24 protein-coding genes are annotated in these 22,886 nt (G+C 70.9%); 10 read left to right on the top strand and 14 right to left on the bottom strand.

Annotated features, from left to right (window positions below):
• The 3 genes from FVE89_RS30205 to FVE89_RS30195 all read left to right on the top strand — a co-directional run.
• Positions 1 to 132, top strand: a 132-nt coding sequence (locus FVE89_RS30205; RefSeq protein WP_161393844.1) for an integrase core domain-containing protein, incomplete at its 5' end; no start/stop codon positions are given.
• A gap of 10 nt (positions 133 to 142) precedes the next feature.
• Positions 143 to 658: an NUDIX domain-containing protein gene (locus FVE89_RS30200; protein WP_161393843.1), complete on the top strand. Its 516-nt coding sequence runs from the start codon at positions 143 to 145 to the stop codon at positions 656 to 658.
• 43 nt (positions 659 to 701) lie between these two features.
• Positions 702 to 1,367, top strand: coding sequence for a carbonic anhydrase (locus FVE89_RS30195; protein WP_161393842.1), 666 nt, complete (start codon positions 702 to 704; stop codon positions 1,365 to 1,367).
• 115 nt (positions 1,368 to 1,482) lie between these two features.
• On the opposite strand, the gene FVE89_RS30190 is transcribed toward FVE89_RS30195, so the two are convergent.
• Complete coding sequence (locus FVE89_RS30190; RefSeq protein ID WP_161393841.1) at positions 1,483 to 2,187, bottom strand: DUF4142 domain-containing protein; 705 nt, start codon at positions 2,185 to 2,187, stop codon at positions 1,483 to 1,485.
• A gap of 210 nt (positions 2,188 to 2,397) precedes the next feature.
• Between FVE89_RS30190 and FVE89_RS30185 the strand changes: the two genes are divergently transcribed.
• The 5 genes from FVE89_RS30185 (at position 2,398) to nudC (ending at position 6,537) form a co-directional block, all read left to right on the top strand.
• Positions 2,398 to 3,549 (top strand): acyltransferase, encoded by a 1,152-nt coding sequence (locus FVE89_RS30185; RefSeq protein ID WP_202131191.1) that lies wholly within the window; start codon positions 2,398 to 2,400, stop codon positions 3,547 to 3,549.
• A 25-nt stretch (positions 3,550 to 3,574) separates the two neighbouring features.
• Positions 3,575 to 4,438, top strand: coding sequence for a universal stress protein (locus FVE89_RS30180; RefSeq protein WP_161393840.1), 864 nt, complete (start codon positions 3,575 to 3,577; stop codon positions 4,436 to 4,438).
• A gap of 95 nt (positions 4,439 to 4,533) precedes the next feature.
• Positions 4,534 to 5,127, top strand: a complete 594-nt coding sequence (locus tag FVE89_RS30175; RefSeq protein ID WP_202131190.1) for a hypothetical protein — start codon at positions 4,534 to 4,536, stop codon at positions 5,125 to 5,127.
• Between the two features lie 82 nt (positions 5,128 to 5,209).
• A complete protein-coding gene (locus FVE89_RS30170) occupies positions 5,210 to 5,629 on the top strand; it encodes an HIT domain-containing protein (protein ID WP_161393838.1) in 420 nt (139 codons plus the stop codon).
• A 5-nt stretch (positions 5,630 to 5,634) separates the two neighbouring features.
• Entirely contained in the window at positions 5,635 to 6,537 is a 903-nt protein-coding gene (nudC, locus tag FVE89_RS30165) for an NAD(+) diphosphatase (RefSeq protein WP_161393837.1), read from the top strand.
• 137 nt (positions 6,538 to 6,674) lie between these two features.
• Here the strand turns inward: nudC and FVE89_RS30160 are convergent, their stop codons facing one another.
• The 10 genes from FVE89_RS30160 to FVE89_RS30115 form a co-directional block, all read right to left on the bottom strand.
• Positions 6,675 to 6,962, bottom strand: a complete 288-nt coding sequence (locus FVE89_RS30160; protein ID WP_161393836.1) for a type II toxin-antitoxin system RelE/ParE family toxin — start codon at positions 6,960 to 6,962, stop codon at positions 6,675 to 6,677.
• A complete protein-coding gene (locus FVE89_RS30155) occupies positions 6,952 to 7,197 on the bottom strand; it encodes a type II toxin-antitoxin system Phd/YefM family antitoxin (RefSeq protein ID WP_161393835.1) in 246 nt (81 codons plus the stop codon). The genes FVE89_RS30160 and FVE89_RS30155 overlap by 11 nt, the downstream gene beginning before the upstream one ends.
• A gap of 142 nt (positions 7,198 to 7,339) precedes the next feature.
• Positions 7,340 to 8,797: a siroheme synthase CysG gene (gene cysG, locus FVE89_RS30150; protein ID WP_161393852.1), complete on the bottom strand. Its 1,458-nt coding sequence runs from the start codon at positions 8,795 to 8,797 to the stop codon at positions 7,340 to 7,342.
• A 225-nt stretch (positions 8,798 to 9,022) separates the two neighbouring features.
• Entirely contained in the window at positions 9,023 to 11,719 is a 2,697-nt protein-coding gene (locus FVE89_RS30145) for a nitrate reductase (protein ID WP_161393834.1), read from the bottom strand.
• A gap of 177 nt (positions 11,720 to 11,896) precedes the next feature.
• A complete protein-coding gene (locus FVE89_RS30140; RefSeq protein WP_161393833.1) occupies positions 11,897 to 13,501 on the bottom strand; it encodes a sulfite reductase subunit alpha in 1,605 nt (534 codons plus the stop codon).
• Positions 13,498 to 15,312 (bottom strand): NirA family protein, encoded by a 1,815-nt coding sequence (locus FVE89_RS30135; RefSeq protein ID WP_161393832.1) that lies wholly within the window; start codon positions 15,310 to 15,312, stop codon positions 13,498 to 13,500. Before FVE89_RS30135 ends, FVE89_RS30140 begins: the two co-directional genes overlap by 4 nt.
• A gap of 11 nt (positions 15,313 to 15,323) precedes the next feature.
• Positions 15,324 to 16,592 (bottom strand): FAD-dependent oxidoreductase, encoded by a 1,269-nt coding sequence (locus FVE89_RS30130; RefSeq protein ID WP_161393831.1) that lies wholly within the window; start codon positions 16,590 to 16,592, stop codon positions 15,324 to 15,326.
• 491 nt (positions 16,593 to 17,083) lie between these two features.
• Positions 17,084 to 17,245, bottom strand: a complete 162-nt coding sequence (locus FVE89_RS30125; RefSeq protein ID WP_161393830.1) for a hypothetical protein — start codon at positions 17,243 to 17,245, stop codon at positions 17,084 to 17,086.
• 145 nt (positions 17,246 to 17,390) lie between these two features.
• A complete protein-coding gene (locus FVE89_RS30120) occupies positions 17,391 to 18,392 on the bottom strand; it encodes a CmpA/NrtA family ABC transporter substrate-binding protein (protein ID WP_161393829.1) in 1,002 nt (333 codons plus the stop codon).
• Complete coding sequence (locus FVE89_RS30115; protein WP_161393828.1) at positions 18,389 to 18,976, bottom strand: ANTAR domain-containing protein; 588 nt, start codon at positions 18,974 to 18,976, stop codon at positions 18,389 to 18,391. Before FVE89_RS30115 ends, FVE89_RS30120 begins: the two co-directional genes overlap by 4 nt.
• 231 nt (positions 18,977 to 19,207) lie before the next feature.
• Between FVE89_RS30115 and FVE89_RS30110 the strand changes: the two genes are divergently transcribed.
• Positions 19,208 to 19,843 carry a hypothetical protein gene (locus FVE89_RS30110; RefSeq protein ID WP_161393827.1) on the top strand — a complete coding sequence of 212 codons (636 nt, stop codon included), beginning with the start codon at positions 19,208 to 19,210 and terminating at the stop codon, positions 19,841 to 19,843.
• A 55-nt stretch (positions 19,844 to 19,898) separates the two neighbouring features.
• Here the strand turns inward: FVE89_RS30110 and FVE89_RS30105 are convergent, their stop codons facing one another.
• The 3 genes from FVE89_RS30105 to FVE89_RS30095 all read right to left on the bottom strand — a co-directional run bounded on the left by FVE89_RS30105 (position 19,899) and on the right by FVE89_RS30095 (position 22,362).
• Positions 19,899 to 20,396, bottom strand: coding sequence for a RidA family protein (locus FVE89_RS30105; protein ID WP_161393826.1), 498 nt, complete (start codon positions 20,394 to 20,396; stop codon positions 19,899 to 19,901).
• Positions 20,393 to 20,707 (bottom strand): cytochrome c, encoded by a 315-nt coding sequence (locus FVE89_RS30100; RefSeq protein WP_246731244.1) that lies wholly within the window; start codon positions 20,705 to 20,707, stop codon positions 20,393 to 20,395. Before FVE89_RS30100 ends, FVE89_RS30105 begins: the two co-directional genes overlap by 4 nt.
• Positions 20,708 to 20,808: 101 nt before the next feature.
• On the bottom strand, positions 20,809 to 22,362 hold the full coding sequence (locus FVE89_RS30095) for a flavin monoamine oxidase family protein (protein ID WP_161393851.1): 1,554 nt from the start codon (positions 22,360 to 22,362) through the stop codon (positions 20,809 to 20,811).
• Positions 22,363 to 22,613: 251 nt separating this feature from the next.
• Between FVE89_RS30095 and FVE89_RS30090 the strand changes: the two genes are divergently transcribed.
• A complete protein-coding gene (locus FVE89_RS30090; RefSeq protein WP_161393824.1) occupies positions 22,614 to 22,751 on the top strand; it encodes a hypothetical protein in 138 nt (45 codons plus the stop codon).
• Positions 22,752 to 22,886: the final 135 nt, after the last annotated feature.

Below are 22,886 nucleotides of genomic sequence, written 5' to 3'. Positions count from 1 at the left end.
TCCCAGGAACGCACCGCCGCCATGACCCCGTGGCTGTGCGACTACAACAGCCGCAGGCCTCACTCGGCTCTCGGTGGACAACCGCCCACAAGCAGGCTCCCTAAGGACAACCTCCTTGGAAACGACATCTAGCTTGGATGTCATGACCACAGAGACCGCTCTCCCGATTCGCCACATCGCCCGGGCGATCGTCCTCGATCCGCAGGACAGGATCCTGCTGATCGCCTACGCCTCCGTTCACGCGAAAGGACCGGACGGATCGCCGCTGCGGTTCTGGTTCATGCCCGGCGGCGGCCTTGAGCCCGGCGAGGACCACGTCACCGCCTGCCGCCGGGAGCTTGAGGAGGAGATCGGCCGCGCCGATGTCATGATCGGCCCGCAGGTCGCCGCGTGCGACGGCCCGTTCCATCTGTTCCGCCAGGGCCGCGATGCCCGCGAACGGTACTTTCTCGTCCGCCTGCCCGATGATCGGGTCGACACCAGCCGCCTCGCCGAGACCGAGGACAATCCCGTGCTCGGCACCCGCTGGTGGCCGATCGCCGAATTGCGCGCGAGCGGCGAGCGTGTCGAGCCGGCCGGGCTGGCCGATCTCGCGGCGGATCTCGCCCGGGGGATTATGCCGGCGGCGCCTCGCGTTCTGACTTGGCAAAGATCGTGATTTCAGCCGTATCGCGGCGAATGATTCAACCGGAGGTGATTGGATGTTTCCTGTCTATCTGACTGAAGGGTACCGGTCGTTCCTTGAGCAGCGCTTCCCGACCGAGCGCCGCCGCTTCGCGCAGCTGGCCGACTCGCAGAAGCCGGAAATCCTGGTCATCAGCTGCTGCGACAGCCGGGTCTCCCCCAGCGCGATCTTCGATGCCGGGCCGGGCGAACTGTTCACGATCCGCAACGTCGCCAACCTCGTGCCGCCCTACCAGCCGGACGAGAACTACCACGGCACCTCGGCGGCGATCGAATTCGCCGTCCAGGCCCTGGAGGTGAAGCATATCGTCGTGCTCGGCCACGCCACCTGCGGCGGCGTGAAGGCCTACGCCCAGAAGGCCAAGCCGCTCTCCGAAGGCAACTTCATCGGCAAGTGGGTCTCGCTGGTGGAGCCCGCAGCCGCGAAGGCCGGCGATCCCGAGGCGCCCAACTATCTGACGCGTCTCGAATATGCCGTGGTGGCACAGGGCCTGGAGAATCTGATGACCTTCCCGTTCGTGAAAGAACGGGTCGATGACGGCCGGCTCCAGCTCCACGGCGCGCATTTCGGCGTGGCCAGCGGGTCCCTCGTGGTGCGCGATCCGGAGACGGGGGCGTTCAAGCCGCCGCTCGACACCGCCGGCCTGCCGGTGCGCTCGGTCGCCGCCATCGCGTGTGACTGAAGCCGGGGCGGCGCCGGAGCCTGCGCCGCACACGCGCAAAAAGAAGGGCGGCCCGCTCGCACGGGCCGCCCGTCCTGACGGCCCGGCGGATGCCGGGCCTCTGCGATCCAAGACCTTACATGGCACCCGGCAGGCGCTGCGCCTGGTTGTAGTGCATCTCCAGCGCCGGCAGGGCCTGCTGAGCGTAGTTGCGCAGGGCCGGGTTCGGGCCACCCTGGGCGTAGGCCTGGGTCATCGCGATGGCCATCTGGTGAGCCTGGATCTGCTGGGTCGCGTACAGGCGGTCAAAGCGCGCGCCGGGCGGGGTCGCCGACAGCTCGGACAGCATCGCCTGCTGCTGCGGGTCCGGCTGCACGATCGTGGAGGCGCCCGTCGCCATCACCTCACCGCCGCCGAGGCGTCCGCCCGCCGCGGCGCCGTTCGCCGCACCGGCACCCACACCCTGGAGGCCGCCCACCGGGCCGCCCGAGAGGGTGCCGCCCACCACGCCGGTCGCCGCACCGACGCCGGCGCCCACGGCGCTGCCCGCCACCGTGATCGGCGCCGTGATCAGGCCGCCGAGGCCCGGATCGCCGCCGGCCATCGCGCCGGGCTGGCCACCGGCCAACGCCACGTTGGCGGCGCGGTGATCGCGGATCACCTCCTGGGCGTAGGAACGCACCCGCGGGTTACGCGACTTCGACAGCGCGATCTGCGAGGACTGGATCTCGAACGCGTTCGCCTGCATCGACTGCAGACGGAAATCGTTGGCGCTCTGCGCCAGGGCCGGGGTCGACAGCGCCAGGACCAGCGCGGAGGCGGCGGCGTAATTCTTCAGCATCAGGAACCTCGCTTCGGAATGGGTGCGCGAACCGGCATGGCATGTCTGGCGGAGATCGAAGACCTCACGCTCCGTATTCGCGAATTGGTCCGTCAACGGGGGTATCGGCTTATGGTTCCTGTCGTTTTTGCTTTGGGCCGGCGCCGTGGATGAGGTTTTGCCCCCGCGGCCGCATGTGCAAGACCGGTCGTGCCGGGATCCGAGCGCCGCATGATCCTCGTCCCGATCCAGATCCTGCGCGGCCTCGCCGCCCTGATGGTGGTCTGGCACCATGCGCGGCACGAGGCCGCCCTCCTCGCGCAACGCGGCGGCGGCGGACCGGCTCCCGAGCCGGGCATGCTCCTGCCCTGGTGGGGGGGCGTCGACCTGTTCTTCGTGATCTCCGGCCTCGTCATCGTCCTGGCGAGCGGGCGCCTGTACGGGGTGCCGGGGGGGCGGACCCGGTTCCTCGCCCACCGGATCGCCCGGGTGGTGCCGCTCTACTGGCTGGTGAGCCTCGCCTATCTCGCCCTCGCCCTGGCGCGTCCCGACCTGCTCGGAGAAGCCGCCGCCCTGATCCACGAGCCCGGTGCGCTCCTGGCCGGCTTCCTGTTCTGGCCGGCCGCCCGGCCGGACGGCGTCGTCCAGCCGCTCTACGGGCTGGGCTGGACCCTGAACTACGAGGCCTTCTTCTACGTCCTCTTCGCCACCGGGCTCGGCTTCGGGCGGCGCGGCGCAGTGGTCTGGCTCGTCACCATCCTGGCCCTTCTGGTCACCGCCGGACTCGTTTGGCCGGACCTGCCCCTTCCGGTGCGCTTCTGGGCGAATCCGATCGTGCTCGAATTCGCCGCCGGGGCCGGGCTCGCCCTCGCCTATCGGGGCGGGCTCCGGCCTGCAGCGCCGCTTCGCGCCGGTCTCGCGGTGCTCGGCCTCCTCGGCCTGATCCTGGCGGCTCGCCTCCTCGCAGGGCTCGGCGAGGCCGATGGTGTCCTGCGGCCGCTCCTCGTCGGCGTGCCGGCGATCCTGCTCGTGGCCTCCGCCCTCGGTCCGGAGCGCGATGCGGCGCAGGTCGCGCGTCTATCCGCCCCGACGCGGGCGCTCGTGACCCTCGGGGATGCCTCCTACGCCCTCTACCTCGTGCATCCCTTCGCCCTGCGCCTCGCCCGCGAGCTGTTGCTGCGGCTTGGCGGGGCACCGGCCCTGCACCCCTATCCCGCCATGGTCCTGATGCTGGCGGCGAGCGTCGCGGCCGCCCTCCTGGTCCATCGCGTCATCGAGACGCCGCTGACCCGTCGCGTACGCAGATTCCTCGACCCCGGGACCCCGCAAAACCGTGTGCGTGCGGGAGCAGGCCCGGTTTCCCACGGGCGCCGGTCGGATTAGCCTCGCCCCCGAGGAGGACGAAGCCATGAAGACGCTGCTCGTACCCATCGCGATGCACGACGCCCTGCCCTCCGTGTTCGAGACGACGCGGCTCGCGGCCACGCGGTTCGGCAGCCTGATCGAGGGCGTGTCGCTGCGCCCGGCGCTCGCCGAATACGTCCCCGTCGACATGGTCGGCGGCATGACGTGGCTGCGGGACGAGGAGGCCGATCGGGCCGAGGCCGAGGAGGCGGGCGGCCGCTTCGTCGCCTTCATGGACGCGGCCGGCATTCCCCGCCACGCCCGCGACGGGCTCTGCATACCGGCGCGGGTGCCGGATGCCGGGCCGCGCTATCGCTGGCGGCAGGACGTGCCGACCGGCGACGCGTTCCTCGGCCAGTACGCCCGGCTGTTCTCCGCCACGGTGGTCGGCCGCCCGGGCACGACCGACAACGCCCCGCGCATGACCACCTTCGAGACCGCCCTGTTCGAGAGCGGCCGTCCGATTCTCCTCGCGCCGCCGACGGCGCCCGCCTCCCTCGGGGACGCGATCCTGATCGCCTGGAACGGTTCGACCGAGACCGCCCGGGCTGTGGCCTTCGCGATGCCGTTCCTGCGCAAGGCCCAGCGGGTGCTGGTGCTGAGCGTCGAGGGCGGGATGGTGCCGGGCCCGAGCGCCCAGGATCTCGCCCAGGCCCTCGCCTGCGAGGGGGTGGAGGCCGCCCACCGCGCCCTGCCGGCGGGGCGGCGCGCGCCCGGCGAGACTTTTCTCGCCGAGGCCAAGGCCTTCAGCTGCGACCTGCTGATCAAGGGTGCCTACACCCAGAGCCGCCTGCGCCAGATGATTTTCGGCGGCGTCACCAGCCACGTGCTGGCCTATGCCGACATGCCGGTGCTGATGGCGCATTGACGATCACGCCCGACCCTGCCTGGGGAACCTGGGCTTCCGACCCGGCGTTCGGCTCCCGCCGAGCCCGACCCACAAGGATCGCCGTGACGATCACAATGAAACGTACCGTCCTCGCCGCCCTGCTGATGGCGGCCAGCGTCACCGCCGTGCGGGCCGAGCCGATCACGGCCCGGTTCCGGGGAACGGTCGCGCGGGTCGAGCCTGACCGCATCGAGATCCGCCGGCCGAGCGGCAGCACGCTCTCCCTGCGGATGGATCCGAAGACCCGCGTCTACGCGGTGAACGCGTCGGATCTCGGGGCGATCAAGCCCGAGAGCTATGTCAGCGTGATCGGCGCCGCGGGCTCGGAGCCGCATCGCGCCACCGCGGTGACGCTCTACTCGCCCTCCGAACGCGGCTTCGAGGCCGGCAGTCAGCCGTGGGACACGGCGCCGGGCGCGACGCTGACGGCCGGCTGGGTCGCCGACCTGCAGCGCGGCGCACCCCTGCGGCTGGCCGTCACCTACGGGGGCGGGCAAGCCGCCTTCGAGATTCCCCGGGACACGCCGGTGACCCAGTTCTCGCCCGGCGAGCGGGCTTTGCTCCAGCCCGGCGCGGCCGTGACGATCTTCGCCCGGTCGGATGCGGATGGCGCCCTCGATGCCGGAACGATCGCGGTGGGCCGGCAGGGCGCCGTCCCCGGCCTCTGACATTCCGGCAGAGGCCGCGCTGCGTCACCGTTCCCGCGCTCGGACCGCGCGCAGCGCGCGAAGCTGCGCTACATCGGGCGCGATGACCGAATCCGCCTTCGCCCTCGATCCACGCTTGGCCGCCGACACGGTCGAGGTCGGCGACCTCGCCCTGTGCCGGGTGCTGCTGATGGACGATGCCCGGTTCCCGTGGCTGATCCTCGTGCCGCGCCGCCCCGACCTTACCGAGATCACCGACCTGCCCGAGCCGGATTCAGCCGCCCTGTGGCAGGAGATCCGCATCGCCACCGGGGTGATGCAGGCGCTGGCCAAGCCCGACAAGGTGAATGTCGCCGCGCTCGGCAACATCGTGACGCAGCTCCACGTCCACGTGGTCGGCCGGTTCCGCTCGGACCCGGCCTGGCCCGGACCGGTCTGGGGCTTCGGGACACGGACCCCCTACCCGCTCCACGCCCGCGCCCAGCTCATCGAGCGCGCCGGCGCCCTGTTCTCCGCGGCCTGAGCCCCATGACCGATCCCCGCGACACCCTCGGCTTCGTCCGGAACCGCCTCGACCGTCATTCGGCCGAGCAGCCCGAGGAGGCGGTGCCCGCCTTCGACATGCCCGATACCCGCCTCGTCCTCCTGTGCGGCGACCGGATCGTGCTGCGCGGCGCCACCGCGTTGATCGAGCCCCGGGACGTGGCTGACCTCGCCACCGGCACGCGGATCTTCCTCGGGCGCCGGGACGACCAGCCGGTCTTCGCGCTCGCGGCGCCCGCCGAGGCCGCGGAGCGCTTCGCGGGGGACGAGACCCGCACCCTCGACCTGCGCAGCATCGCGACGGAATCCGCCGTCGAGGCGGAGGAACTCGGCTTGCTGGCAGTCGCCAAGTCGATGCTCGACTGGCACGCGCGCCACGGCTTCTGCGCCAATTGCGGCACCGCCACCGTGTCGAAGGCCGGCGGTTTCCGCCGGGAATGCCCGGCCTGCGCCGCCCATCACTTCCCGCGGGTCGATCCTGTGGTGATCATGCTGGTACGGCGGGGGGATGCCTGCCTGCTCGGCCGCGGCCCGCATTTCCGGCCGCACATGTATTCCTGCCTCGCCGGCTTCCTGGAGCCCGGCGAGACGATCGAGGATGCGGTGCGCCGCGAGGTGTTCGAGGAGACGCAGATCCGCGTCGGCGCCGTCACCTATCGGACCTCGCAGCCCTGGCCGTTCCCGTCGTCGCTGATGCTGGGCTGCGCCGCGGAGGCCCTGAACGAGGCCATCGTGACCGATCCCAACGAGCTGGAGGATGCCCGCTGGTTCAGCCGTGAAGACGTCGCCGCCATGCTGGCGGGGACGCATCCGGAGGGCCTCCAGGCGCCGCCGCCCATGGCGATCGCCAACTACCTGATGCGCGCCTTCGTGGCCGGGGAGACCTGAGGCCGGCTCAGCCCGGCCCGCCCGCGCTCCGGCTCGGATCATCCGCGGGGTTGCTGTCGTTCATCCCGAACAGCCCAGAGCTGTTGACGTGCAACGCCACCGGCTCGTCGGTGGTCCGGGTTGCCGTGGTCGCGCGATCAGCGCTTCTGCGCCGTTCGATAAACGGCCTGCCGGTCGCGCTTGCCGACCGCCACGACCGTCACCGTGATGGCCGCGTCGCTGACGCGATAGACCAAGCGATAGCCCGAGGCCCGCAGCTTGATCTTGTAGCAGTCCTTCATTTCCGAACCGGCAAGCCGATCCGCCGGGACGTGCGGAGCCTGCAATCGCTCCGCGAGCTTGGCCTTGAACTGTTCGCGGACGGTGAAGCCGAGCTTGCGCCATTCCTTCAATGCTGAAGGCAGGAACTGCAGCTCATAGCTCATCCAGCGAAACCTTCACCGGCTCCTCGCCGGCCCGCGCCTGGACCAACGCGGCCAGTTCCGCGTCGTCGATGATGTCCATCATCGCCTCATACAGCGCGGTTGGCACCATGTAGGCCATAACCCGGTCGTGGTTGAGTATCGCCACGGCTTCGCCTTGCGCTTCGCTGAGCACGGTGGCCGGGTTCTTCTTCAGATCCGACAGGCTTACGGCCACGTTCGCCAGGACGTTCTGCATCGCACGCTCCTCCTGCCTGGGACGAGCCCAAGCCGCCGACGGAGGGTACCCAATCGGGTAACCGATATCGAGCGGGGCTGCCTTTAGTGATGGACGTGCGCCGTCGGGGCGTCCGGCCGACCGAACCGTGAAGGCCTCCGCGTTAGATCGCCAAGCGACTCTGCTCGACCGTGATCGGAACCGCCCCCCGCAACTCCGAGAACGCCTCGCCCACCATCAGCAAAGCCGGCCCGTCGAGGCCGGCCGCCTCGACCCGGTCGGCGAGGTCGGCGGCCGTGCCGCGCAGGGCCTGCTGGTTCGGGCGGGTGGCGTTGAACACCAGCAGCGCCGGGGTCGCAGGTGCCAATCCCTCCTCGACGGCCCGCGCCAGCAGTGCCCGCAGGGTGCGCTTGGGCATGTAGACCACCGTGGTGACGCTCGGATCGGCAAGCGCACCCCAGTTCAGGTCGTCCGGCAGGGCGCCGCGGCGGTCGTGACCGGTCACGAACTGAAGCCGCCGCGCCGCATCACGGTGTGTCAGCGACAGGCCGAGCGCCGCCGCCGCGCCCTGCGCCGCCGAGACACCCGGCACCACCGTGACCGGAATGCCGGCGGCCCGGCAGGCCTCGATCTCCTCGCCGGCCCGGCCGAAGACCAGCGGGTCGCCGGATTTCAGCCGCACCACCTGCTTGCCCGAGCGGGCGAGCTGCACCATCAGCGCGTTGATGTCGTCCTGCCGGCAGGACGGGCCATGGCCGGTCTTGCCGACCAGCATGGTCCGGGCCTCGCGGCGGGCGTAGTCCAGGATCTCCGGGGCGACGAGGTCGTCGTACAGGATCACGTCTGCGTTGCGGAGCGCCCGCAGCGCCTTGAGCGTCAGCAACTCCGCGTCGCCCGGGCCAGCCCCCACCAGCGTCACAGCGCCCCCCTTCGGGGCGGCCTCGGTCTCGCCGAGCAGCTCGGCGAGGTCCCGATCCGACGGTGCCCGGTCGGGTTCCGCGAAGGCGCGGTCTGTGAAACGCTCCCAGAAGAAGCGCCGCTCCGCGAAGCCGTGGAAGCGAGCCGTGACGCCGTCGCGCCAGTCGCGGGCGGCCGCGACCCAGCGGGCGAACCCACGGGGCAGCATCGCCTCGATCCGGGCACGCACGGTCTGGCCGAAGACCGGGGCGGCCCCCTCGGTGGAGATGCCGACCACGAGCGGCGAGCGGTTGACGATGGCGCCGAACTTCACGTCGCAGAGATGCGGCCGGTCCACCGCGTTGACGATGGCCCCGGCCCCGCGGGCGGCCGCCACGAAGGCGACGCACTCGGCCTCGTCCTCCATCGCGCCGATGCAGAAGGCCGCGCCCCACAGGTCGTCGGGGTTCCAGGCGCGTTCGTGGAGCACCACCTGCCCGTCGACGATCTCGCCCGGCACGGCGCGCAGCTCCTCGCCGGGCTCGGGGGCGTAGACGTCGACATGGGCGCCGGCCGCGGCCAGCACCTTCACCTTCCAGGGGGCGCCGCCCGAGGAGCCGGCGAGCACCACGCGCTTGCCGCGCAGGGGCACGAAGACGGGCAGCACCGCCAGCGGCTCCAGGCCGGCAGCCTTGGTCTCGCGGGGGGCGCGGGCCGTGCGCAGGGGGGTCTCGGTCACGGGTCCGTCCTGACTCGTCCTGTTACCGGCCTATCCCATCCGCGCCCTCATCCTGAGGCGCCGGAGCGCAGCGGAGGCTTCGAGAGAGCCTTCCAGGTATCGCGCGGCCGGCTGGAGGGCTCCTTCGAGGCCCGCTGACGCGGGCGCCTCAGGATGAGGTGGTTCGATGGGACGGGCCAATCCGTTTTCGTTCGCGAGTGTATCAGATAATCACGCGGCGCGAGCGGTCTGCCCCACCAGCATCTTGCGGATCTCCGGTATGCAGGAGCCGCAATTCGTTCCGGCCTTGCAGGCGGCACCCACCGCCTCCACCGAGCCGGCGCCCCCCGCGATGGCGGCGGCGATCACGTCGGCGCCGATGCCGTGGCAGGCGCAGACCACCGGGCCCGCGGATGCCGTGGCGGCCCGCCCGGAGAGCAGCGCGAGGCGCTCGGGCGTCTCGGGCTCCTCGGCGGCGAACAGGGCCTTGGCGGCCTCCCAGTCCGGACGCGCACCGGCGGGCGCATAGGCGAGGCTGGCGACGAGGCGCGTGCCGTCATAGACGGCGCAGCGGTAGCGGTCGCGGGCGTGATCGGCGTATTCGGCCAGCTCGCAGCCCGGCAGCGCCTCGCTCTGGATCAGGCCGCGCATCATCAGCGCCACGGCCCGGGAGCTGTCCTGGGTGGCGAATTGCACGCCCCAGCCGCCGGTGATCGCCGCCCGCGCCCACCACCAGCCCTCCGGCAGCGCCACCTGCGCCCGCGACAGCAGGAAGCCGCGGGCGCGGTAGGCCACCGGCGCGATCGCGGCCGGCGTCGCCTTCAGCTCGGGCTGTCCCGAGACCGGATCCGGCATGCCGCGCACCAGGGCGCCGACCCGGGCCTTCGACGCGAAGGCGCCGCCCCAGTGCATCGGCATGAACAGGCTGCCCGGCACCACCGTGTCGGTGACCATCACCTCCAGCTCGGCTTCGCCGTGCTCGGTCGCCAGCCGCGCGATCCCGCCATCGGTCAGTCCCTGGGCGGCCGCGTCGTCCGGATGGATTTCGACGAACGGGAGGGCGCGGTGGGCCGAGAGGCGCTGGCTCTTCCCCGTGCGGGTCATCGTGTGCCAGTGGTCGCGCACCCGGCCGGTGTTGAGCACGAAGGGAAAATCCTCCGACACCGCCAGCGCCAGGGCCGGCGGCTGCACGGCGACGAAGCGCGCGCGCTGGTCGAAGGTGTAGAAGCGCCCGTCGCCGAACAGGCGCGCCTTGCCCTGCGGGGCGTTCCGGGGACCGGAGCGCTTCGGGATCGGCCACTGCACCGGAAGGTTCACGTCGTAGGCGGCGTCGCTGATGTCGGTGAGCGCGCCGAGGTCGAAGTCGCGCGTGCCGTTGTTCTCGTAGGCCGACAGCCCGGCATGCTCGCGGAAGATCGCGGCGGCCGAGTCGAACGCGAAGGCCCGGTCGTGGCCGAGGCGCCGGCCGACCTCCGCCAGCACCGCCCAATCGGGCCGGGCCTCGCCGGGGCTCTTCAGGAAGCGGCGCTGGCGCGAGATCCGGCGCTCGGAATTGGTCACCGTGCCGTCCTTCTCGCCCCAGGCCTGGGCGGGCAGCAGCACCGTGGTCTTGCCGAGGCCGCGGGCGGTGTCGGAATCGGAGACCGCCTCCGAGACCACGTAGAGGTCGAGCCCCTTCAACGCCTCCCGGATCATGTCGGCCCGCGGCATCGAGACCAGGGGATTGGTCCCCATCACCCAGAGCGCCTTGATCTTGCCCCGGGTGACCGCCTCGAACAGGGCGACCGCCTTCATGCCCTCGCCGGTGATGATCCGCGGCGCGCCCCAGTAGCGGCGCACGCGGTCCACTTCCTCGGGGGTGAAGTGCATGTGGGCGGCCAGCATGTTGGCCAAGCCCCCGACTTCGCGCCCGCCCATGGCGTTGGGCTGGCCGGTGAGCGAGAACGGCCCCATCCCGGGCTGCCCGATCCGGCCGGTGATCAGGTGGCAGTTGATGATGCTGTTGCCCTTGTCGGTCCCCTGCGCCGACTGGTTCACCCCCTGCGAGAAGGCCGTGACAACCCGGCGGGTGCCGGCGAACAGGGCGTAGAAGGCCGCGATGTCGGCCTCCGGAACCCCGGTCACGGCGGCGACCGCGGCCGCATCCGGCGCGATCTGGCGGGCGCGTTCCAGGGCGCCGTCGAGCCCGGAGGTGTGGGCCTCCACGAAGGCGCGGTCGCGAAAGCCGTTATCCGCGAGGTGGACGAGGAGCCCTGAGAACAGCGCCGTATCGGTGCCTGGCCGGATGCCGAGGAACAGGTCGGATTCCTGCGCGGTCTGGGTCCGGCGGGGGTCGATGACGACGAACTTGGTGCCGCGGCGCGCCTTGGCGTCGGCCATGCGGCGGAACAGGACGGGATGGCACCACGCGGTGTTGGAGCCGACCAGCACGATCAGGTCGGCCTCGTCGAGATCCTCGTAGCAGCCCGGCACCGTGTCGGAGCCGAAGGCCCGGCGATGGGCCGCGACCGCGCTCGACATGCACAGCCGCGAATTGGTGTCCACGTGCGGCGTGCCGATGAAGCCCTTCGCGAGCTTGTTGGCGACATAGTAATCCTCGGTCAGCAGTTGCCCCGAGAGGTAGAAGGCGATCGCGTCCGGTCCGTGCGCCTCGGCCACCGCGCTGAGCTTCTTCGCGACCGTGTCGAGGGCTGCGTCCCAGGAGACCTGCGCGCCGTCGATCTCCGGGTGGAGCAGGCGGTTCTCCAGCGACAGGGTCTCGCCCAGCGCCGAGCCCTTGGAGCACAGGCGGCCGTAATTGGCCGGGTGCTCGGCATCGCCCGCGATCGTGGCGCCGCCCTGCCCGTCCGGGGTCGCGAGCACGCCGCATCCGACCCCGCAATAGGGGCAGGTGGTCCGCACCGTCGGCGCCGCCGCAGGCTGGGTCATGGCTTCTTCCTCGAAGGGTCGTCCTGGGCGGGAGCAAGCTCCGCGCCGCCGTTTCCCCTCCCCCTTGCGGGGAGGGGTCAGGGGTGGGGGTGGCGCAGAAGGCAACGCCCGAGCCCCATCCTGCGCCACCCCCACCTCCAACTCCTCCCCGCAAGGGGGAGGAGAGCACGTCGCGCCTCAGTACACGTCGGCCTGATACCGCCCGGCCTTCTTCAAGGCCGCGAGATACGCCACCGCGTCCTCGGGGCTCTTGCCGCCGAACTGCGCCGCCACGTCGATGATCGCCCGCTCGACGTCCTTGGCCATGCGCTTGGCATCGCCGCAGACGTAGAAATGCGCGCCGCCCTCCAGCCACTTCCACAACTCGGCGCCGTTCTCGCGCATCCGGTCCTGGACGTAGGTCTTCTCGGTGCCGTCGCGGGACCAGGCCAGCGACAGGCGGGTGAGCACCTTGTCGTCCTTCAGCTTGGTCAGCTCGTCCTTGTAGAAGAAGTCGCTCGCCTGGCGCTGGTGGCCGTAGAACAGCCAGTTGCGGCCCGGCGCCTGCGTGGCGGCGCGCTCGCGCAAAAAGGCCCGGAACGGCGCGATGCCGGTGCCCGGACCGCACATGATCACGTCCTTCGACAGATCCGCCGGCAGACCGAAGCCGTGCGCCTTCTGAAGGTAGACCTTGACCTTGGTCTGCTCGGGCAGGCGCTCGCCGAGATGGGTCGAGGCCACGCCGAGCCGCAGCCGCGAGCGGTGATTGTAGCGCACCGCATCCACCGTCAGCGAGACGCAGCCGACATCCATCTTGGGCGAGGACGAGATCGAGTAGAGCCGCGGCTGCAACTCGTCGAGCGCTTCCAGAAACACCTCGGCATCGGGCCGGGCGCCCGGGAACTTGTGCAGCGCGCCGAGCACGTCGAGATAGGCGGCGTCGCCGTCCGGATCCTCGCCGGAGGCCAAAGCCTGCGCCTTCTTGCGCGCCGCGCCGGAGGTGAGCAGCGACAGGAGCTGGTAGAGGTTGTCGGGCGCTGCACCCAACGCGTAGTTGATCAGCAGGTGCTCGCGCAGGGTCTTTTCCCCGATCACCCGTTCCGGCCGAGCGCCGAGCTCCGCGATCACCGCGTCCACCAAAGCCGGGGCGTTGGCGGGGAACAGGCCCAGCGAATCGCCGACCTCGTACTGGATCGGCGTGCCGTCGAGGCCGATCTCGATGTGCCACGTCTCCTTCTCGCCGCCCGGCTCGTTGAGGCGGCGGCGGGACAGGAACAGGGCCTCGACCGGGTTCTCGCGGCAATAGCCGAGCGGGCCGAGATCGGCCGCCTTCTTCGGGGCGTCGCCCTCCGCTTTCGGGGCAGCCGGCGTGCCCCCGGCGGCGCCGAACTCCTCCTCCAGCTTCTTGAGCATGCGCAGGGTCTCCTTGCCGCCGGGCTGGCAAAGATTCAGGCGCTCCTCGTTCTTGAGGAAGATCGCGTTGGCGTAGTCGGCGCAGTTGTAGCCGCACTGGCCGCAATCCTGCTGCGCCATGGCGGCCATCAGCTTCTGCGGCTCGGGCCGGTCCTTGGCCATCGCCATCCGCTCGCCGATCGGCACCGACGGGTCGTGCCAAGGCGCGTCGTCGTTGTCGGCGAGCTTCGGACCCGTCGCCGGGCCTTCGCCGGGCGCCAGCGCCGTGGCGCCCTCGATGGCCGGACCGAGGAGCGCCGCGAAGTAGCCCGAGAGCCAAGCGCGCTGGTCCTCGTTGAAGGGCGCGGTCTCGGGGATCAGGACGAGGGGGGGCGAGACGTGCTGGGTCATGCGGCGGCCTTCAGGGCGGGCTGGTCCTCGGCGGCGTCGCGGAGCGCCTCCGCGCCGGTGCGGCTGGTGAAGGCCTGGAAGCTCTCGTCGGGCCCCTGGCGGCGGTCGAGATAGGCGCGCAGCAGCGCCTCGACCCGGCCCGGGCAGTCCTCGGCCTTCACGGCCTTCCAGATCTCGGTGCCGATCTTCGGGTTCTCGGCGAAGCCGCCGCCGACCACGATGTCGTAGCCCTCGACGGTGTCGCCCTCCTCGGAGACCACGACCTTGGCGCCGATCAGCCCGATATCGCCGATGTAGTGCTGGGCGCAGCTGTGGTGGCAGCCGGTGAGGTGGACGTTCACCGGCACGTCGAGGTTCGGCACGGCCTTCTCGATGTGGTCGGCGATGATGAGGGCGTGGCCCTTCGTGTCGGAGGCCGCGAACTTGCAGCCCCGCGCGCCCGTGCAGGCCACGAGGCCGGAGCGGATGCCCGCGGCCTTGGTGGTCAGGCCGAGCGCTTCCACGCGAGCCTCCACCTCGGCGACCTTGGCATCCGGCACGCCCGAGAAGATGAAGTTCTGCCAGACGGTCAGGCGGATCTGGCCGTCGCCGCACTCGGCCGCGATCCGCGCCAGCGCCCGGACCTGATCGCTCGTCATCTTGCCGACCGGCAGGACGACGCCGATCCAGTTGAGACCCGGCTGCTTCTGGGCGTGGACGCCGACATGGGCGTAGCGGTCGGTGGGTTTACGCGGCGCGACGTGCTCCGGCGCGACCCGGTCGAGCTTGCGGCCGAGCTTGTCCTCGACGGCGGCGAGGTACTTGTCGAAGCCCCAGGTGTCGAGCACGTACTTCATCCGGCTCTTGTTGCGGTTGGTGCGGTCGCCGTTCTCGATGAACACCCGGATGATCGCGTCGGCGACCGCATTGCAGTCTTCCGGCTTCAGCACGATGCCGGTGTCGCGGGCGAGGTCCCGGTGGCCCGAGATGCCGCCGAGCACGAGGCGCATGTAGATGCCCGGCGGCACCGCGGCACCCTCCAGAACCTCCACGGCCTGGAATCCGATGTCGTTGGTCTCCTCGAGCGTCGGCATCACGCCGCTGCCGTCGAAGGCGACGTTGAACTTGCGCGGCAGCCCGTAGAGCGAGCGGTCGTTCAGGATCCAATTGTGCCAGGACTTGGCGAGCGGGCGCGTGTCCAGCAGCTCCTGCGCGTCGATGCCGGCGGTCGAGGAGCCGGTGACGTTGCGGATGTTGTCGGCGCCGGAGCCCCGGGCGGTCAGGCCGATATCGGTGAGCCCGTCGAGGAAGGGCTGGGCATGCTCCGGGCTGATCTCGCGCACCTGCAGGTTCGCCCGCGTGGTCACATGGACGTAGCCGCCGCCATGCTGGTCGGCGAGGTCGGCGACACCCGCGAACTGCCAATGGTGCAGGATCCCGTTCGGGATGCGCAGCCGGCACATGTACGAGACCTGGTTGGGCGCGACCCAGAACAGGCCGTGGTAGCGCCAGCGGAAATTGTCCTCGGGCTTCGGCTGCTTGCCGGCGGCGGCCTCCTGGATCAGACGGTTGTGGCCGTCGAACGGGTTCTCGGCGCGCTTCCACTTCTCCTGCTCGCAGAGCTTGCCGCCCTCTTTGACGGTCCGGTCCTGCGCCTTGATGTGGATCGCGTCCGGGCCGGTGGGCTCGGCGGGCGGCGCGGCCGCGCCCGCCCCGCCGGCGAGGCCGCCGGTCATCCGCACGGCGGCGATCCCGGAGGCGAACCCTTCGAGGTAGCGCTTCTGCTCGGCGTCGAATGCGCCCGCGGCTTTCTGGGTGTTGGTCTCGGCCATCGCGTGCCTCCCTAAGCGGCCAGCGGCTCGGGCGCGGGGCACCCGAACATCAGGTCGTCCACGTTCTCGATCGGATCGCCCGTGCGGATCAGGCGCTTGCAGGCCGCCTGCTCGGCGATGTCGCCCACGAACACCGCGCCGATCAGCTTGCCCTCGCGCACCAGCAGCTTGCGGTAGAGGCCGGCGCCGGGATCGGAGAGCACGATCGCCTCGGCGTCCTCCGGCGTGTCCACGATGCCGGCCGAGAAGACCGGCAGGCCCGAGACCTTGAGGCTCGTCGCCAGGGACGTGCCCCGATACTCGGCCGGCTGGCCGGCGAGGTGGCGGGCCAGCGTGTCGGCATGCTCGTAGGCGGGCTCGACGAGGCCGTAGACCATCCCGCGGTGCTCGGCGCATTCGCCCAGGGCGAAAATGCGCGGATCGGAGGTCGTCATCCGGTCGTCGACCGTGATGCCGCGGCCGGTCGCGAGCCCGGCGGCCTGCGCCAGCGCCACCGAGGGGCGCACGCCCACGGACATCACCACGAGGTCGACCGGTATGACGGTCCCGTCCGCCAGGACGAGGCGCTCGACGCGGCCGTCGCCCTCGACCCGGGCGGTATCGGCGTTCAGGAGAACCTTCACGCCGCGGGCCTCCATGGCGCGCTTCACCAGCCCGGCGGCGTGGGGGTCGAGCTGGCGCTCCATCAGGCGGTCCATGACGTGGAGCAGCGTCGTGTCGACCCCGAGCCGGGCGAGGCCGACCGCGGCTTCGAGGCCCAGCAGGCCGCCGCCGATCACGATCGCCCTGGCGTGCTGCACGGCGGCCCGGCGGATCGCCGCCACGTCGGCGAGATCGCGAAACGTGATGATGCCGGGCAGATCCATGCCGGGCTTGGGCAGGCGGATCGGCAGCGATCCGACCGCAAGGACCAGCTTGTCGAAGGGCAGGACATGCGTCTCGCCCACGATGACCAGCCCGTTCTCCCGGTCGATCTGGGTGACCGGCGCGCCGGTGATCAGGCGGATGCCGTGGGCCGCGTACCAGTCGAGGCCCCGGAACGCGCAGGCCGCCTCATCGACCTCGCCGCCGAGCAGCGAGGAGAGCAGCACCCGGTTGTAGGCGGCCTGGGGCTCGGCGCCGACGCAGGTCACGTCGAAGCGGCCGGGGGCCCCCTCGGTCAGGCGCTCAAGGAAGCGCAGCGAGGCCATGCCGTTGCCGACGACGACGAGCCTCTCGCGCGGCAGGCCGGTCTGGCTACGCGCGTCGTGTATGCGTGTGTCGATAGGGGATGTCGCCATCGCTCGGTCGCGTCTGGAACCTCGATTGCAGGATCGTTGGCGGACCGCCCACGAAAAAGCCGCTGCCGGTGCCTCCCCGGGCAGGCTTCAAGCCCCAGGAGAACCGGATCAGCGGCCTCGCTGACGGCGCTGTCCGTCGCCGTTGACGGACGGATGGGATGAAGCAGCTTCCGTGCCAGTTCGGCGGCTCGACGCTAGGTCACGGAGCCGCTGACGAAAATGCAATCCGGTCGCAGGGGGACGGCGGAGCGGGTGCGCAAAGTGCGCTGCACAAAAAGCGGGCTCTGACGGTTAAATCATCAGGCGCGCGGATACCGGCGCGGGGCCGCCCGGCCGCGGCTATGCCTGCGGTCGACGGCGATGCCATCAAGGCATGTCTGTAGGCTGGCCTGCGCAGATTATGCCTGCCTGAACGATCGGTCCGCTGGTCGCGGAGATAGCGTCGGGCGCATGCGCGGCTCGGCCAACCGCGCCTCTCACGGAGTCGCCTATCAGATGAGCACCGAAAGGACGGCCAGAAGGCCGATCGTCGGCATCGCGCCGACCATCAGCGCCCAATACCACCCGCGGCTGCCACCGGCGCGACGGTTGTCGTTGCTTGCCCGAGGGGGCCTGCCGCCGCGGTAGATGTGACGACGAAGCTCATCGCGCATCGGAGGATGCGACGAATACGAGCCAGTATCGAGTTTGCGGCATCCGGGCATGGCGCAAACACAACGGGCCAGCCCGCCTGACGTTCCGGACCCGCGCGGGCCTGCGACGTTGCTTCGTGACGAAAGAGCTTCGCCGTCGCCTGGCTCAGAGGTCAGCGACCGCCGCGCGATAGAGATCGGGCCTGTAAACGGTCGGGATCGCGGCTTCGAGCGAGATCCGATCCGCGATCTGATGCGCGGCCTGCATCTGCGCGAGGAGCCACCGCGCATGTGCCGGCTGCGGCTCCTGAATCGCCGCGCCGAATGTCGGCCCTGCTCCGGCGCCCGGCTGCCCGGTCGAAGCGTCCGCGAAGGTGCGGGCGATGATCGCCGCATCGAGAGCGAGGTAGGTCCGGTAGGCGAGGCGATGGATCAGTTCCGCGCGGTTCTCGGGATCGGCGCACCAGCGCCCGGCCCGCGCCACCGCGCGGACCAACGGCAGGATCGAACCGTCGAGCCGCTCGGACATGGCCAGCACCTTCTCGGGGGCATCCGGCGCCAGGGCACTGCCGAGCACCGCGATGCGCCCGTGGCCGGCCGCCACCGCCACGTCGTTCCAGGGGGCGCCCGCGCAGAAGCCGTCCACGAGGCCCCGCGCCAGGGTCTCGACGCTGTATTGGGGCGGCACCACGACGGTGCGGAACGCCGCCGGATCGAGCCCGCCGGCCTCGGCGAACAGCCGCAATTGGTAGCTGTGGCACGAGAACGGGTGAACGGTGCCCAACGTCAGGGGCTGCCCGGAGGCGCGCCGCTCCTCCGCCACGCGGGCGAAGGCGCGGGCGACCGCGACGGCCTCCTCGCTCTCAGGGGCCATGGCGTCCCAGAGGCTGCGCGACAGCGTGATGGCGTTGCCGTTGAGGCTGAGCTGCATCGGCACGATCAGGTCCGAGGGCGGTCCCGACAGGCCGAGCCGGCTCGCCAGCGCCAGCGGCGCCAGCATGTGGGCGCCGTCGAGATGGCCCAGCGCCAGCCGGTCGCGCAACGTCGCCCAGGAGGGTTCGGCGGTGAGATCGAGTTCGAGGCCCTCGGCCCGGGCGAAGCCGAGTTCGTGCGCCACGATCAGGGGCGCGGCGTCGCAGAGCGGGACGTAGCCGAGCTGGAGCCTCATCCGAGCAGATCCGCGGTTGTGACGATCGCCCGGGCGATGTCGGCGATCTTGCGCTTCTCGTTCATGGCCTTGCGGCGCAGCTGCTTGTACGCCTCGTCCTCCGTGAGGCCCTTCATGCTCATCAGGATGCCCTTGGCGCGCTCGATCAGCTTGCGGTCGGCGAGTTCGCCCCGCGCCTCGGAGAGTTCGCGCTGCAGCCGCGCGAAGGCGTTGAAGCGCAGGATCGCGATGTCGAGGATCGACTTGATCCGCTCGGCCCGCAGCCCGTCGACCACGTAGGCCGAGATCCCGGCATCGACGGCGGCCTGCATCATGGTGGTGTCCGAGCGGTCGACGAACATCGCCACCGGCCGCTCGACCTGTCGCGAGACCCCCGACATCTGCTCCAGGATGTCCCGGCTCGGGCTCTCCAGATGAATGACCACGACGTCGGGCTTGAGGGCGGTGACGCGCTCCATCAGGTCGACGGTATCGGGGATGACCACGACGCGGCCGACGCCTGCCGCGCGCAAACCCTCCTCGAGAATCGCCGCACGGGCGCGGCTCGGATCGATCACGGCGACGGTGAGGCTTGTTTCAGTCATCGGAGCCCGGTTCGGGGCGGGTCGGTACGGCGGGATCGGCCCGAACCGGGCCCGCGAGGCGAAGCAAGGTATATGCCCTCCGCCGGCCGCGCCGGAAAAGCGGGGCCGGCGTCGTCGTCCCCCGTCGTTTGCGCTGGCCTGCAACGGCGGCGAAAAGAAAGCGTCCCGTTTCTGCCGCATTGCGGGCTCCATCCTGCGGGCCTCGGAACGGCCAGGGGATCGGTGATTCGGATGCGCAGGCCAGACAAGCCCGCTCTTACGGACGCCGGCACCGCCCGCGTCACGATGCCGTTCCTGCCGACCCTGGCGGTCATCGCCGTCCTGGGGGTGGCCTCGTTCTACTGCCCGTCATCGACGAACCCCCAGGCGCCGCGGGCGGAGCGCGCGCAGGCGGATCCGCTCACGACGCAATCCCTCGCGGAGATCCCGGCGGCGGCGACCACGACTGCGTTCGCGCAGCCGCCCGCCAGTGCCGCTTCACCGGGTCGTCTTCCGGCCGCCCTGGTTTTCGCTGAAGCCTTCCCGCTCGGTGATTCGGCCCCGAAGGCCGCCGGTTCCGCGCCTCGCATCGGTTCGGTTCGGCCGGCACCGCGGCTCGCCGCCGCGAACCGGCGCGCCTGCCCGGGGCGGCGATGCCCGGAGGCCCCGCAACGCGGCACCGACCCGTTCGCCGCCGCCCACGCGGAGGCCGCGGAGCCGGCCGGCGACGTGTCGATCCCGCTGCCGGCCCTGCCGTTCGCCGATACCGTGGCCGAGACCCTTGCCCCTGCCGCACGGGTCGTCGGCGATGCGGCCGACCTCATGCGGGACGGTGCTGCGGCGGTCCGGAGCAGCGTGTCCCTGACGGTGGCCGAGTGCCTGCGGTGACGGGCCGGCGCTGATGGGCCAGCGCTGACCCGCGCACGACCGCGCTGGGCCCCGGTCAGGGCCGCACGGCGGTGACCTCGATCTCCACCAGCCAGCCCGGATTGGCGAGCGCCGCGACCTGGACGGCCGAGCGGGTCGGCAGGTTCGGCTGGGCCGCCGTCCCGAACTTCTCGCGGTAGGCCTCCATCAGGCCGGCGAAGTCCATGCGGCCGCCCTTGGCCGGATCGCCGACCAGATACACCGTCATCTTCACCACGTCGCGCAGCGACAGGTTCACGCGCTTGAGGGCCGCCTCGATCGACGCCAGGGTCGAGGCGGTCTGGGCGCGGGTATCCCCGAAGGCGGCGATCGAGTTCTTCTCGGCGCCGGGATTCGCCACCGCCGGCCCGAAGCCGCTGAGATAGACCGTGGCGCGCCCCGCCGGCACCTCGATCGATTCCGAGATCGGGAAGTCCGAGCCCGGGATCGGGTGCCGGACGATGTCCTCGGCCAGCGCCGGCCCGGCCCCGAGGGCGAGCGCCAGGGCTGCAGCAATCAGGGTGCGTCCGATCATGGCCGTGCCGCCTTCACATCCTCGGGGGCGACCGCGTCGCCGTAGTGATTGTCGAAATGGGTGCGGACGTAGTTCACCACCTCCGCCACCTGTGCGTCGCTCATCATGCGCCCCAGCGCGGGCATCCCGCGCAGGCCGTAGAGCATCACCGTGACGGGATAGCTGGCGCTCGCGAGGCGTGCGTCGCCGGCGAGCGCGGGATAGGCGGCCGCGCCGACCGCGCCCTTGCCGCCCGCCTGATGGCAGGCGGCGCAGATCTGGACGTAGAGCGCCTCGCCCCCGGCCTCGGTGAAGCGGTTTCCCGTGCTCATCGCGGGTTCGGCCGATGCGACGGCCTTCGTGGGCGGCGGTTCCTGTGCGGCCGCTCCGGTGGCGAGAAGCAGCGCGATGGTTCGGGTGATCGAAGACCGGATCATGCCGCCAGAACCCTCTTGTGAAGCCGCGTGACCGCGTCGAGCGCCGAGAGGATCGCCCCCTCCTGCCAGGCGGGGATGTACGAGGCGTGCTCGCCGGCGAGCATGATCCGCCCGTCGATCGCGCAGAGATTGTCGTAGTGCTCGGCCCGGGCCTCGTCGGTCCAGTCGCCGGCGCAGCCGAGGGTGAAGGGCACCCGGTGCCAGGCCACCGCGATGCCGGTCTCGAACTCGGTGCGGTATTGCGGGTGGATCTGGCTGCCGTAGGCAACAGCCCGGCGCACGCGCTCATCCGGGCTCAGCGCCGTGAATTCGTAGGAGACCGGCCCGTTCCAGGTATAGGCGCCGAGCAGCACGCCCTTGCCGCCGGCGTTGTAGCCGGACGAGGGATAGGAGATCTGGCGGATCGGCAGGTCGGTGTAGGAAATGCCGCCGAAGATGTGCTCGTCCTCTTCCCAGAAGCGCCGCTTGAACTGCAGGCCGATCTTGACCGAAGAGGCATAGGGCACCGCGTCGATCGCGGCCTTCATCTTCGGGCCGACCTGGGTCGGGATCTGGCTCAGCACCGTCAGCGGCAGGGCGCAGACGCACCAATCGGCATGGACCTGCCGCACCGCGCCGCCCGGCCCCTGCTCCCGGTAGGTGGCGGTGACGCCGTGGGCATCCTGGGCGATCTCCGTGACCTTGGCGCCGTACCGGATCGTGTTCGGCGGCAGGGCGCGGGCGAAGGCCTCGCCGATCCGGCCCATGCCGCCGACCGGTTGGAACATCGTGGTCTGGAACTCGTACAGCAGGAAATTCTGCAGCCCGCGCCAGAGCCGCGAGGTCAGGATGTCGTGCAGCGCCATCGGCTCGCCGTCCGCCGGACGCGCCGAGAGCCCGCCGCCGGGGTCGCGGGCGTAGCCCCGGAATTCCGAGGATACGGGTCCGGCCCGGTAGGCAAGGTCCTTGTCGAGGCCGCCGAGCGACCGCAGCGCCTCGATCAGGATCTCCTGATCTTCCCGGGAGACCTGCGCGTCCAGCGCGCCTTTGCGGGTGGCCTTGGCCAGCAGCTCGGCGGTGGCGCCATCGAAATCGGTCTTGACCGTGCGGATCCGCTGCGGCGCTCCCCCGAAGGCCGTCGCGCTGTGCACGAACGCGTTGTGATTGAGCTGGATGAACGGCTCCAGCTGCACCCCGAGCCGCCGACAGTAATCGAGCACGCCGTGGTGGTGGTAGGGGATCCGCCAGGGGCCGGGATTGAGGTAGAGGCCCTCGTCGAAGGCGCAGCGCTGCGTGGCGCCCCCCAGTTCCGTGTAGGTGTCGCCGCCGCGCAGCGACCAGTTCCGGCCGCCGGCACGGGTGTTGTATTCGAGGATCTCGACCCGGTAGCCGGCCCGGTGCAACTCCAGCGCCGCGGTCATGCCGGCGAGCCCCGCCCCGAGGACCAGCACCGAGGCGCCCTTGGGATCGCCCTCGAGCTTGATCGGCCCGCGATAGGGCGATTCGGCGGCGAAGCCGAGGTTGGTCATGACCTGATAGGCGACCGCACTCCCGGCCGCAGCGCCGACCATGGCGATGAGCTTGCGACGGCTGAATCCTGTTGCCTCTGCCACCCTGTTCACTTCCCGAACCCGATGTGAAGGATGTCGTCGGCAAAGCAAATCGGGGGCCAGATCAGGATCGTGATGGAGAAAATGGCGTTGTCCTGCAGGAAGCAGAAGATAAATCCGCGTTTCAATTTCGGGTTGTGGCCGGGGCTTATTGTGAGTGCCGAAATCCTTGATCTATGAATGCTTCAAACGCGCTGGATCGAGCGCGAAGGATGCTGGTCGTGTTCGGCATGCCGTCGCGGCTGGCCCGGCAAATCGAATGGGACGACCGGATCGCGACATCCGCTCGATCTGCGGCGGCAACCGCGCAGCTCCGGCGGTGGCGCTGTCTCGATCGGGCTGCGGCCTGAGCGGGTTGGCCGGAAGAAAACCGCGTCGTCCCCTCCTCCCGCTCCTCCCCGGGGACAGGCGACCGGGGCGGCGCTCCTCTGGACCTTCCGCGGGCTTGTCCTAGGTGCGTCGCAGCGGACGGCTTGGGCTTCCGG

This window comes from Methylobacterium sp. 2A, from assembly GCF_009806555.1.
Classification (GTDB): domain Bacteria; phylum Pseudomonadota; class Alphaproteobacteria; order Rhizobiales; family Beijerinckiaceae; genus Methylobacterium.
Note: the sequence above shows the minus strand (reverse complement) of the source record. Positions and strands in the feature narration are given on the sequence as shown.